13 protein-coding genes and 1 pseudogene are annotated in these 12,065 nt (G+C 72.7%); 7 read left to right on the forward strand and 7 right to left on the reverse strand.

What is annotated here, in order from left to right:
- Window positions 1-456 (forward strand): ATP-binding protein (locus AB0F10_RS40200; protein WP_360638137.1); only part of this gene is annotated, 456 nt, incomplete at its 5' end.
- Complete coding sequence (locus tag AB0F10_RS40205; RefSeq protein WP_360638140.1) at window positions 453-1,136, forward strand: response regulator transcription factor; 684 nt, start codon at window positions 453-455, stop codon at window positions 1,134-1,136. The genes AB0F10_RS40200 and AB0F10_RS40205, both read left to right, overlap by 4 nt.
- On the opposite strand, the gene AB0F10_RS40210 is transcribed toward AB0F10_RS40205, so the two are convergent.
- The 3 genes from AB0F10_RS40210 to AB0F10_RS40220 form a co-directional block, all read right to left on the reverse strand.
- Window positions 1,133-2,062 (reverse strand): CDGSH iron-sulfur domain-containing protein, encoded by a 930-nt coding sequence (locus tag AB0F10_RS40210; protein ID WP_360638143.1) that lies wholly within the window; start codon window positions 2,060-2,062, stop codon window positions 1,133-1,135. The genes AB0F10_RS40205 and AB0F10_RS40210 overlap by 4 nt on opposite strands.
- 62 nt (window positions 2,063-2,124) lie before the next feature.
- Window positions 2,125-2,337 (reverse strand): dodecin, encoded by a 213-nt coding sequence (locus AB0F10_RS40215; protein ID WP_360638146.1) that lies wholly within the window; start codon window positions 2,335-2,337, stop codon window positions 2,125-2,127.
- Between the two features lie 75 nt (window positions 2,338-2,412).
- On the reverse strand, window positions 2,413-3,399 hold the full coding sequence (locus AB0F10_RS40220) for an NAD(P)-dependent alcohol dehydrogenase (RefSeq protein WP_360638149.1): 987 nt from the start codon (window positions 3,397-3,399) through the stop codon (window positions 2,413-2,415).
- A gap of 128 nt (window positions 3,400-3,527) precedes the next feature.
- Here AB0F10_RS40220 and AB0F10_RS40225 point away from each other — a divergent pair, with 128 nt between their 5' ends.
- The 4 genes and pseudogenes from AB0F10_RS40225 (at window position 3,528) to AB0F10_RS40240 (ending at window position 9,136) form a co-directional block, all read left to right on the forward strand.
- A complete protein-coding gene (locus AB0F10_RS40225; protein ID WP_360638152.1) occupies window positions 3,528-4,262 on the forward strand; it encodes a TetR/AcrR family transcriptional regulator C-terminal domain-containing protein in 735 nt (244 codons plus the stop codon).
- A 10-nt stretch (window positions 4,263-4,272) separates the two neighbouring features.
- A complete protein-coding gene (locus AB0F10_RS40230; protein WP_360638155.1) occupies window positions 4,273-7,071 on the forward strand; it encodes a response regulator in 2,799 nt (932 codons plus the stop codon).
- A gap of 24 nt (window positions 7,072-7,095) precedes the next feature.
- Window positions 7,096-7,431: pseudogene (locus AB0F10_RS40235) on the forward strand (response regulator); the annotation flags it as partial.
- A 259-nt stretch (window positions 7,432-7,690) separates the two neighbouring features.
- Window positions 7,691-9,136, forward strand: a complete 1,446-nt coding sequence (locus AB0F10_RS40240) for an ATP-binding protein (RefSeq protein ID WP_360638173.1) — start codon at window positions 7,691-7,693, stop codon at window positions 9,134-9,136.
- Here AB0F10_RS40240 and AB0F10_RS40245 read toward each other — a convergent pair.
- Window positions 9,124-9,405, reverse strand: a complete 282-nt coding sequence (locus AB0F10_RS40245; protein WP_360638158.1) for a spore germination protein GerW family protein — start codon at window positions 9,403-9,405, stop codon at window positions 9,124-9,126. The two genes, AB0F10_RS40240 and AB0F10_RS40245, sit on opposite strands and share 13 nt — an antisense overlap.
- A 144-nt stretch (window positions 9,406-9,549) precedes the next feature.
- Window positions 9,550-10,413 carry a hypothetical protein gene (locus tag AB0F10_RS40250; RefSeq protein WP_360638161.1) on the reverse strand — a complete coding sequence of 288 codons (864 nt, stop codon included), beginning with the start codon at window positions 10,411-10,413 and terminating at the stop codon, window positions 9,550-9,552.
- 179 nt (window positions 10,414-10,592) lie between these two features.
- Here AB0F10_RS40250 and AB0F10_RS40255 point away from each other — a divergent pair, with 179 nt between their 5' ends.
- Window positions 10,593-10,790, forward strand: coding sequence for a hypothetical protein (locus tag AB0F10_RS40255; RefSeq protein WP_360638164.1), 198 nt, complete (start codon window positions 10,593-10,595; stop codon window positions 10,788-10,790).
- A gap of 7 nt (window positions 10,791-10,797) precedes the next feature.
- Here the strand turns inward: AB0F10_RS40255 and AB0F10_RS40260 are convergent, their stop codons facing one another.
- Window positions 10,798-11,223: a PPOX class F420-dependent oxidoreductase gene (locus AB0F10_RS40260; RefSeq protein WP_360638167.1), complete on the reverse strand. Its 426-nt coding sequence runs from the start codon at window positions 11,221-11,223 to the stop codon at window positions 10,798-10,800.
- Window positions 11,224-11,263: 40 nt separating this feature from the next.
- A partial coding sequence (locus AB0F10_RS40265; RefSeq protein ID WP_360638170.1) for a DUF6297 family protein occupies window positions 11,264-12,065 on the reverse strand: 802 nt, incomplete at its 5' end.

Here is a 12,065-nt window from a genome sequence, read left to right on the forward strand (position 1 = left end):
CACCGGATGGCCACCGGCGGCCTCGCCCTGCTGCTGGTCTCGATGGTCAGCAGCGTCCTGCTGATCGCCGACTACCTGATGAACATCTGGGCCGCCAGCAGGCTCGCGGCCAGCACCCGGCTGATCGTGCGCGGCGGGGTCGTCCCGCTGGACCCGGGCCTCGAACTGGTGGCGTACCGGATCGTGCAGGAGGCGCTCACCAACGCGCGCCGGCACGCGCCGGGCGCCGCCGTGGACGTGGAACTGCACTACCGGCCCGACGGCCTGCTGCTGCGCGTACGCGACAATGGTCCCGGGCCGCCGCCCGCCGGCCGGGCGCCCGGATCGGGCGGGCACGGCCTGCCCGGCATGCACGAGCGGGCCGCCATGGTCGGCGGCCGGCTCACCGCGGGGCCGGCACCGATCGGCGGTTTCCTCATCGAGGCCGTCCTACCGACCACGGGAACCGACCCATGAGCGCTATCCGGATCGTGGTCGTCGACGACCACGACGTTGTTCGCACGGCGTTCGCGGCGCTGCTGGCCACGCAGGACGACTTCACCGTGGTCGCGACCGCCCGCGACGGCGCGGAGGCGGTGGCGCTGTGCCGGGAGCACCGCCCGGATCTCGTGCTGATGGACGTCCGGATGCCGGTGCTCGACGGGATCGAGGCCACCCGCCGGATCGTGGCCGAATCCGGCGATCGCGGGCCGTGCATCCTCATCCTCACCACGTTTGACCTGGACGAACACGTCTATGACGCCCTGGCCGCCGGTGCGAGCGGTTTCCTGCTCAAGGATGTCACGGCGGAGCGGCTGTTCGACGCGGTCCGGGTGGTGGCGGGGGGCGAGGCCCTGCTCGCGCCGGCCGTCACCCGCCGGCTGGTCGAGGAGTTCGCCCGGCTGCGCCGGCAGCGGCGCGCGCCGGGCGCCGGGCTGGACGCCCTGACGCCCCGGGAGACCGAGGTGCTGTGCCTGATCGCCGAGGGGCTGTCCAATCCGGAGATCGCGGCCCGCCTCGTGGTCGGCGAGGAGACGGTCAAGACGCACGTGAGCCGGGTGCTGGCCAAGCTCGGGCTGCGCGACCGCACGCAGGCCGTCGTGGTCGCGTACGAGTCGGGGCTGGTCGTGCCCGGGCAGCCGCCGCGCCGGGATTAGCTGTCCTGGATGCGGCCCTTGGCCGCCGCCTGCGGATCGTCCCAGGGCTGCGGCACGTAGGGCGCCGAGTTTCCCCAGCCCCATTGCGGCACGGGCGCGTGGGCGATCGCCTCGACGCCGGGCCGGCTGTTGAACAGGGCGATCCGCGAGCCCCACTCCAGATAGGACAGGAACGCCTGGCGCACGTCCGGGTCGTCCGGCAGCAGCACCTCGTCGGCGGTCCGGGCGAGCCGGCTCACCCAGCGCTGCCGCTGCTCCTCGGTCAGGGCGCGGCCGTGGTGCGCCCGCACCATGTGCTCGTAGCCCCCGTGGTGGGCGGTGTATTCGGCCGGACCGCCGAAGGTCTCGCCCAGCCAGGCGGCGACGTGCTTCGGATGGGCGGGATCCATCCCGCGGAAGACCGGCTCCAGCAGCTCGTCGGGCTCGTTGAGGATGCCGTCGTAGAACGCGGTGGTCAGCCGCTCGAGCGCCTCGCGGCCACCCAGCCAGGCATAGACCGTCGGGGTGTTGTCGAGCCCGGGCGGCAGCGGGTCGCGGAAGCCGGCGTAGCGGTGCGAGCCGTCGCAGAAGGGTTTGGTGCCGGAGTGCCCGCATCGGCACAGCCGCTGCCGCGGGCGGGCGGCGTAGGTCTCGCCGTCCGCGCCGACGAGCCGGACCGCACCGCAGACCTCGAAGGGGCCGTCCACCGTCGGCGTGATCGACGGCGCGCCGTCGACGGGCGCGCCGCCGCCGCGTTCGGCCGTCTCCGGGCCGGTCCAGCCCTTCAGCCCGTGGGTGGAGTCGCAGAACGGCTTGTTGCGCGACCCGCCGCAGCGGCACAGGTGCCAGATCCCCTCGGCCCGCAGCTCGTTGCCGTCGGTGTCCCGGATGGACACCTCACCCTCGACCCGGTACGGCCCGTCCTCGGTGATCCGAATAGTCGCCATACGTCCCCCTCGTAATGAAGTAATCATGTAAGCATGACCACTTCCGCGGGGGCAAGCCCGGCTCAGACCTCGTCGAGCCGGAAGCCGACCTTCATGGTGACCTGGACGTGCCCGATCTCGCCGTCCGCCAGGTGACCGCGGATCTCGGTCACCTCGAACCATTCGAGGTGGTGCAGGGTCTGCGAGGCTCGCTTCACGGCGTTGCGGATCGCCTGGTCCACGCCGTCGGGTGAGCTGCCGACGATCTCGGTCACGCGGTAGGTGTGCTCGCTCATCTCGTTCCCTTCGAAAGGGCCGTCCTGGATGAAGGATCGCCACCCAGTATGGCCCCGGAGCGCGGGCGACACGCGTCAGACGGTGACGGTGACCTTTCCCCGGGCGTGTCCAGTCTCGACGTGCCGGATCGCCTCCGCCGCCTCGCTCAGCGCGAACGTCCGTTCGACGACCGGCACGATCCTGGCGTCCTCGGCCAGCTCACGCAGGGTGGCGAGGTTCGTCCGGCTGCCCACCACCGTGAGGATCCGCACCCGCTGCCGGGTGAAGGACGCCGTCAGCTTCCCCCGGACGATGAGCCCGACCGGCCCGAGGAGGCTGCCGCCCGCGAACACGCCGCCGCCGGCCAGCACGAGGGTGCCGGCGGGGGCGAGCGTCCGGCGCAGGTCGCCCAGGGACCGGTTGCCGACCAGGTCGAGAACGACGTCGTAGCCGCCGGCGCCGCGCGCGAAGTCGGTCAGCCGATAGTCGACGACGTCATCGGCGCCGAGCCGCCGGACCAGGTCCGCGTTGCCGCCGCTGCACACCCCGGTCACGTGCGCGCCGAACGCCTTGGCCAGCTGGACGGCGAAGGTGCCGACGCCGCCCGCGGCGCCGTTGACCAGGACCCGAAGGCCGGGGCGCACCCGGCCCTCGTCGCGCACGGCCATGAGTGCGGTGTTGCCGGCCAGCGGAAGGGCCGCGGCCTGCTCGAAGGTGAGGTTGGCCGGCTTCGGCTCGATGACGTCGTCCGGGACGGCCACGAACTCGGCGAACGTGCCCGGGGCCTCGCCGAAGACCTCGTCGCCGGGGCGGAACCGGGTCACCCCGGCGCCGACCGCCTCGACCCGGCCGGCGAAGTCCCGGCCGCGGATCGGCACCCGCGGGCCGCGGCGCCCGAACACCGCGCCGTCCATCAGCCGCGCCACGTAGGGGTCACCCCGCATGACGTGCCAGTCGTACGCGTTGACGGCCGCCGCCCGCACCCGGACGAGCACCTGCTGGCCGGCGGCGACGGGGGTGTCGACCTCCTCGAATCGCAGGACGTCGGGTGGGCCGTACCGGTCCTGGACGATTGCCTTCATCGGGCTTCCTTCGCTTCCGGGGGCGCTCGCAGGTGTACGGCGTACACCTGCGACCGACGGTAGGGTGTACGGCGTACACCTGTCAAGGGCGACCGGTCGTCTGCGACGCTTCGGCGGGAGGTGGTCGCGTGGATGGGGCCGTGGACGCGTTACCGCGGGCGCCGCTGAGCAGAGACCGCGTACTGCGCGCCGCAGTCGCGCGCGCGGACGAGGCGGGCCTCGACGCGCTCAGCATGCGCAAGCTCGCCCAGGAGCTCGGCGTGGTGCCGATGGCGCTCTACAAGCACGTGGCCAACAAGGAGCAACTGCTCGACGGCATGATCGACGTGGTGGTGGCCGAGATCGAGGACCCGGCGCCGGGCGCCGGGTGGAAGGCCGCCGTCCGGCAGCGCATCCTCTGCGCCCGCCGGGTGCTGCTCCGGCACCCCTGGGCGTCGCAGGTGATCGAGTCGCGCGTCTCCCCCACCCCGGCGACACTGCGGTACCTGGACTCGATGATCGGCACGCTCCGCCGCGGCGGGTTCAGCGTCGACCTCACCCACCACGCCATCCACGCGCTGGGCAGCCGGCTGTGGGGCTTCAGCCAGGAGGTCTACAACGAACCGCCCGGCGGCGAGGCCGACCCGCGTACGCAGGCCCTGATGCTCGGCGAGATGCGCGCGCACTACCCGCACGTCACCGAGCTGGCGATGGCGGTGTCCCACGACGACGCCTCCGTCGTGGGGCCGGGGTGCGACGACCAGTTCGAGTTCGAGTTCGCCCTGGACATCCTCCTGGACGGCCTCGACCGTCTGCGCGACCTCCACGGACAGCCGGGCGGCGTGTTCGCCGAACGGCCCACCCGGCCGGTGCCGGGGACATAGCGTCGCCCATGTGACGGCGGAAGATGCCGGGCGGGCCCCCGCGCGGGCGTTGCACCGGATGTGGCGATGGCCGGTGCGGCGGCTGCTGATCGCCGGCTTCGGGGTCTCCGCGGCGGGGTTGATCCTGGTCGCCGTCAGCTCGTACGTGCGGATCGGTTCGCTGGTGGCGGACCAGGTGCCGGTGACGCACGCCAACGAGGCGCTGCACCGCATCGACGTGGTCCGCTCCGACATCCAGGACGCCGAGCGCGGCCAGCGCGGTTATCTCATCACCGGCCAGCCCGCGTACCTGACGCCGTACCATCAGGCGCTCGACCGGATCGACGACAGCGTGGGGTGGCTGCGGGAGCTCACCGCCGGCGACCCCGATCAGCAGCGGCTGCTGTCCGAGCTGACCGCGACGCTGACGGAGAAGCTGGCCGAGATGGACCAGACGATCTCGCTCCGGGACGAGCAGGGTTTCGGGGCCGCCCAGCGGCTGGTGCTCACCCAGCGCGGTGCGGCGGCGATGGAACGGATCGAGACGCTGGTGGAGCTGATGCACGCCCGCCAGACGGAACACCTGCAACAGCTGCAGCGGGCCAGCGCCAGGCGCGCGGAGGCGACCCAGCGGCTGATCCTGTGGACGTCGCTGCTGAGCCTGCTGGTCATCGCCGGCGTCGGGTACGCGGTGACCCGGGCGGTGAGCGTGCCGGTGAGCCGGGTGACGACGGCGGCCCGGCGGATCATCGACGGGAACCTGGCGCAGCGCGTCGAGGTGTCCGGCCCCTCCGACCTCGCCCGGATGGCCACGCTGGTCAACGAATCGATGCGGGTCATGGCGTCGGCGCGGGACGAGGCGATGGCGGCCACGGCGGCCAAGTCCGCGTTCCTGGCGACGATGAGCCACGAGATCCGCACGCCGATGAACGGCGTGATCGGCCTGGTCGCGCTGCTGCTGCGTACCGATCTCGACGAGACCCAGCGCCGTTACGCCGAGAGCATCCGGTCCGCCGGGCGGGCGCTGGTGGCGGTGATCAGCGACATCCTCGACTTCTCCAAGATCGACGCGGGCGCCCTGGTGCTCGACGAGACCGACCTCAACCTCGGCAGCATCGTCGAGGACGTCCTCGACATGGTGGCCGAGACCGCGCGGGTCAAGAAACTGGAGCTGATCGGCCAGTGCCACCACGACGTGCCGCAGTGGCTCCGCGGTGACCCGGTCCGGATACGCCAGATCCTGTTGAACTTCACCACCAACGCCATCAAGTTCACCGACCGCGGCGAGGTCTCCGTCGTTGTCCGGCCGGCGCCCCGCGCCCCGGAGGGGGACGGGCCGATCGTCGTCCGGCTACAGGTCAGCGACACCGGCATCGGCATCGACCGGGAGCTGCACGATCGGCTGTTCGAGGCGTTCACCCAGGCCGACGTCTCCACCACCCGCCAGTACGGCGGGAGCGGCCTCGGCCTGGCGATCTGCCGGGAACTGGTCACGGCGATGGGCGGCGAGATCGGCGTGGAGAGCGAACCCGGCCGGGGCAGCACCTTCTGGTGCGACATCCCGCTGAAGCGGGACGCGGCCACCCGGGCGCCGCAGGCCCACCTGGCCGGCCTCGCGGGCATGCGGGTGCTGGTGGCCGACGACAACGCCACCACCCGGGAGGTCCTCGAGGAGCAGCTCACCAGCTGGGCGATCGTGACCACCTCGGCCGAGTCGGGCGAGCAGACGGTCGAGCGGCTGTGGCAGGCGTCGATCGCCGGGCAGCCGTACGACGTCGCCCTCATCGACCAGGTCCTGCCCGACGGCGACGGCGCGGAACTCGCCGCCCGGATCCGGGAGCACCCCGGCATCCCGCCGCTTCCGGTGGTGCTGCTCAGCAGCGAAACCGTGTCGCCCGAGCGGCTGCGGGAGGTGGGCATCGCGGCCGAGGTGCGCAAGCCGGTGCAGCAGTCCGCGCTGTTCAACTGCCTGATCGAGCTCGCCGGGGAGGAGCTGCCGGCGGCCGGGCCCGAGGCGGCGACGGGCCCCGCGGCCGGCACGCCCCCGCGGCGGCGGGGCCGGGTGCTGCTGGTCGAGGACAACGCCACCAACCAGATCGTCGCGGCCGGGGTCCTCGACCACCTGGGGTTCGAGGTGGACATCGCCGCCGACGGGGTGCAGGCCCTCAACCGCGGCGCGGATCGCGGCTATCTGGCCGTCCTGATGGACTGCCAGATGCCGCGCATGGACGGCTACGAGGCGACCCGGCGATGGCGCGAACGCGAGGAACGGGTCGCCGCGCCGGGCGTTGCGCCGAGCCGTACCCCGATCATCGCGATGACCGCGGCCGCGCTGCGGGAGGACCGCGAGCGGTGCCTGGCCGCCGGCATGGACGACTACCTCAGCAAGCCGTTCGAGCCCGACGACCTCGCCGCCGCCCTGGGCCGGTGGGTCGATCCGCCGGAGCCGGAACCGGCGGAGGGCACCGGCGCCGGCCCGCCCGCGGAGACGATCGCCGACCGCCTCGCCGACCTGCGAAAATACGCGCAGCCCGAGACCATCACGAACCTGATCACCACGTTCCTGGGCGAGGCTCCGGGCCAGCTCGCCGCGCTGGACCTGGCCGTCGGCGCGGGAGACGCCGATGCGGTCCGGCACGCCGCGCACGGCCTGCGGGGTGCGGCGTCGAACCTCGGCGCGGGCGCGATGGCCTCGGTCTGCGAGCTCCTCGAGGTGTCGGCCCGCAACCACGATCTGACCGGCGCGCGCGACGCGCTCGGGCGGCTGCACCTCGAGTTCGCCGGCGTCCGAAGCGCACTTCGGCTGCAATCCGAGCACAAATCCGCCTAGAATGCCAGAAATGAAGGCATTGCGATGAGCACCGTCCTCGTCGTCGATGACCAGAAGGCCAACCGTGAGCTGGTCCGCGACATCCTGACCTACCGCGGGCACACCGTCATCGAGGCCCACGAGGGCAGCGAAGCGCTCGGGCTGGCCCACGCCCGGCACCCCGACCTCGTGCTCACCGACGTGCTCATGCCCGGCATGGACGGCTACCAGCTCGCGCACGAGCTCCGCGCGGCCCCCGACACCGCCGACACCCCCATACTCTTCCTCACCGCCAACTACCTGCCCGCCGAGGCGCAGCCCGTCGCCGAGGCCTGCGGCGTCGCCGGCGTCCTGCTGAAATCGACCGACCCGCAGACCCTGCTGCGCACCGTCGACCAGGCGATCGCCACCGCCGCCGAGACACACACCCGCTTCGACCCCGACAACGCCGCCCGGGCCCGCCGGCGCGCCGTCGACGCGAAGCTGCTCGAACGCACCAATGTGCTCGCCGAGACCGCGGCCCGGTTCCAGCTGATGGCTGACCACTCGCCCGTCGGCACCGTGTTCGGCGACCGGCACGGGTCCGCCAACTACGTCAACGGCAGGTTCGTCGCCATCATGGGCCTGCCCCCCCGACGAACTGCTCGGCCACGGCTGGCTGCGCTGCGTGAACCCCGGCCGGCGCGACGCCATACTCGCCGTCGTCGGCGACCGCGCGCGGGCCGGTTCGCAGCACCACTTCCGCGGCCAGGTCACCATGCCCGACGACCGCCCGCGATGGCTGCAGGTCAACATCCAGTCGATCCCCGACAGCGCGGCGCAGGGCTTCATCGCCACCGTCGACGACATCACCACCGCCGTCGAGACCGAGCGGCAGCGGCAGGCCGCCGAGCGCAAGCGCTACGTCGACGCCCGCATCCGGGCCGCGCAGCGCCTCGAGGGCCTCAGCCGCCTGGCCGGCGGGGTCGCGCACGACTTCAACAACATCCTGGGCGCGATCCTCGGCTTCGAGGGCCTGGTCGCCGACACCATCACCGAACTCGCCGACGCCGGCAAACTGCCGGCCGAGACCAGCAGCATGCTGCTCAACGACCTCGCACAGATCCGCAAGGGCGGGCGCCGGGCCACCGACCTCACCCAGCAGCTGCTCACCTTCGGCAGCCGCAAGCAGCTGTCGGTGTCGCCGCTGGACCTCAACGAGGCGATCCGCGAGTCCAACGACCTGCTCGCACCCAGCATCGGCGCGGGCATCCAGGTCGTCACCCACCTGGACCCCGGCCTGCGCCCGGTCCTCGCCGAGGGGGTCAACGTCGGCCAGATCCTGCTGAACCTCACCATGAACGCCCGCGACGCGATGCCCGACGGCGGAACCCTCACCATCACCACGTCCACCGTGGACATCAGCGGCGACGAGAACCTCGAAAACGCGCTCCCGCCCGGGAGATACGCCCGGCTCACCCTGCGCGACACCGGCGTCGGGATGGCGCCGGAGACCCTCGACCGCGCCCTGGAACCCTTCTACACCACCAAGCCCAAGGGCAGCGCCGCCGGACTCGGCCTCGCCACCACCTACGGCCTCGTCAATCAGCTCGGCGGCTCACTGCGCATCGAGTCGGCACCGAGGCGGGGCACCATGGTGACCATCTGCCTGCCCACCACCGAGGACCCGATCGAGGCGCCGCCGGCGACCGGCATCACCGCCTCGGGCGGCAACGAGATCGTCCTCGTCGTCGACGACGAGGACGGCATCCGCGAAACGGTCGCCCGCAACCTGTCCCACGCGGGCTACACCGTCATCACCGCCGCCGACGGCGCCCACGCCCTCGACCTGGCCGCCGACCACGACGCCATCAACCTGCTGCTCACCGACGTCGTGATGCCCGGCATGACCGGACCCGAACTCGCCCGCCGGTTCGCCGCCGACCGCCCGGCCGGCCGGGTCCTGCTCATGTCCGGCTACGCCGAGGGCCTGATCGACCGCCACGGCATGCTCCCGCCCGGCACCACGTTGCTGGCCAAGCCCTTCACGACGGCTCAACTGCTCACCGCCGTACGGGCCGCCGTACAGGCCCGTCAACCGACGTGACGGCGCGCCCTGACGAGGGCGCGGACCACGAGCAGCGCGGCCACGGCGACGACCTGGCCGGCGATGAGGACCCGGTTGACGTCGACGACGGGACGCCAGGTGACCTCGCCGTCCTTCAGGGCGAAGACCCCGAGCGGCCGGGCCGCCGTGCCGAAGCCGCCGCCCATTCCGCGCTGTTCCCGGCCCTCGTCCTCGCTCCCGCTGCCGCCTCCCCCGCCGGCGCCGCCGGCGACCCTGGCCACCGGCAGCAGGAGTGTGCCGTCATGCACGATCGGCGCGCCGAACACCCTGTCGGCGCGCCCGGGTGCGGCGCCGCGGCTGGGAGGGGGACGCCGAGCGGCTGGCCCGGGCTGGGAGCATCACGGCGAGTCCTGTGATGTCCCAGTGCCCGGGCACGGCTGAGGAGAGCCGGCCTACTCCTCGACGTAGCGGCGTAGGGCCTCGATCAGTTGCCGGTCATCGAGGTCGGTGTACGTCGCCCCGTCCGCACCGACCAGGATGAGGAACGGCCCGCAGGTCTCGTCCTCGCCCTTCATCCGCACCTGGGCGAGCTTGCGCCGGGTGGCGACCTCGTACAGCGTCACCCGGAAGTTGCTCACCTTCATCGGCACCTTCTTCGGCTTCGGCTTGTCGACGTGGCAGGTCGCCACCTTCGGGCCGATCGACACCGCCTCGGCGCAGGCCATCAACTGCACCTTCGCCGGGTTCTTGGGGGCCCAGGCGTTCTTGACCGCGTCGGCGGTGTCGTAGGGCAGGTCATAGATGGTGAGCACCAGCCAGGAGTCGAGGGCCTTGTCGTTCTGGCTGCTCATGACGATGGAGTGCGGGGCCAGGCCGGTGTACTTCGGCGCCTTCGGGTAATACCAGCCGTCGCAGACCCGGCTCAGGTCCTCGGCCTTGCGGACGGGATACGAGCTGCGCTTGGAGCCCTTCGGCACCGAGCCGCGGACCGTGGCGGCGAAGTCACCCTTGGCGGCGAGGGGCGCGGCCGCGCTCCGGCTCGGTGCGGCCGCTTCCCCGATCGCGGAGTTGGAGGCCGTGGTCTCCTTGGCGCCGGGTTCGTCCGACCCGAAGGTGTTCACGGCGACGCCGACGGCGCAGGCGAGGCCGAGCACCGCCACGACGGTGATCAGCCGGCGCGCCCACCGGGCCGGCGACCTGCCCGGCTCCGGCGTCACGGGATGCGGAAAATGATATGTCGGCGGCTCGGTGTAGCCACCCTGCTCGCCTGACGTGCCGGCCGGCTCCGGCCAGCCCTGCGACCCCGTGTCGGTCAACGAAAACTCCCTGTCCCCCCGCGGCGATATTGACGAGGCGCACTGTAGCCGCACGGGCATCGGCTCCGCAGGCTCATATCGCCCATCCGGGAGCCTCGATGGGTGACGTCGGTCGCACCGTTCTTCTCACCTCGGCGGCGCGGCGGCCGATGGGTGCGTGAAGATTCGAGGAGGAACCCATGTCGGTCAGTTCGGTAGGCGCGGGCGCGATGTTCGCGTTCAAGGCGGCGATCGGGGCGGGCTCGCCGTCCCCGGCGGCGCGGCAGGATCAGGTCAACGCGCAGGCGGACCTGTTGCAGGCGCTGATGGGCCTGCGCATGCCCGCGATCGCGGCCGCGCACCTGTCCGACGGCGCCGGGGTCGACCTCTACATGTGAGGCCCGGTCACAGGGCGATGTCGGCGGCGCCGCTGACCCGCTCGATGCGCAGGCGGCACAGCAGCTCGCCGTCGACGGCGTTCCGCTTGCCGAAGCCGGGGGCGAGCCGGGCCGGAACGTAGCGTTCGGCGATCTTCGTCGCCCACTCGAGCAGGTCCGGGGCCCGCAGCTCGAGGCTGACCGTGCCGCGGACCACGGCGAAGTCGTACGGATACTCGGACACGTCGACGGTGAGGGCCGCCCGCGGATTGGCCCGCAGGTTGCGCCCCTTGACCGTCTGCTCGCCGGTGTTGAACACGAGATCGTCGCCGTCGACCACGAACCAGATCGGCGCCACGTGCGGCAACCCGGCCGGCGATGCGGTGGCCAGCTTGCCGGTGCGGCTGCCCATCGAGAGGAAGTCCATCGCGTCCTGCCGGGTCATCGCTGCCATGCCCCCAGCATGCCCCGGGACGACCTGAACCGCTGCCCGTTCAGAGCCGCCGGATGACGTTCAGTCGCGCACCTGCCGTCAGGAAACCCGCGAGGATCAGCACCGACGCCGCCGCCTGAACGGCGACGGTGGTGCCGGTGACCCGGGCGGTCCACAGGGCGACCAGGGTGGGCAGCGTGCCGATCAGCGCGAGGTCCACCGCCTGGCCCAGCCAGAGCAGCGGGCCGCTGGGCACGACACCCATCGGGGTGACGATCAGCGGGTAGTCGTGGCGGACGAACGAGCGGCGCGCGGCCCGCAGGGCTCCGGCGGCCAGCGCGGGCCCGGCCGCGGCGCCGAGGCCGGCGGCGACCGCCACGCCGGCACCGGCCCGCCCGGCGACCAGGGCGATCGACAGCGCACCCCAGCAGACGGCCAGCGCGACCGGGAGCACCGACCTGAGCGCGAGCAGGCGGCGGCCGGTCAGGCCCAGCAGCCGGGACAGGGCCGGCCGGTCGGCGTCATAGCGGACGTTGCCGGTGAACTGGCCGATGGCGAGCAGGCCGGAACCCAGCCAGCCGACGGTCAGTACGGTGTCCGACGCCGCCAGGCCCGCCAGCAGGCCGCCGGTCGCGGCGAGCGCCAGGACGAGAAGCAGCCGGCTCGGCAGCCGGACCAGGGTCAGCAGATCGTGGGCCACGATCGCACCGTGCCCGGCGGGCGCCGCCATCCGGCCGCGCAGCCGCTGCCGCTGCCAGCGGCGATCCTCGGTGACGCGGGTCAGCAGGCCGGGATCGGCCGTGCCGGCGCCGTGGTTGAGGACCGCGGCCGACGACGCGGCCGCCCGCAGCGCCGTCAGCCGG

Origin of the sequence: Actinoplanes sp. NPDC026623 (assembly GCF_040638275.1) — a bacterium.
GTDB lineage: Bacteria > Actinomycetota > Actinomycetes > Mycobacteriales > Micromonosporaceae > Actinoplanes.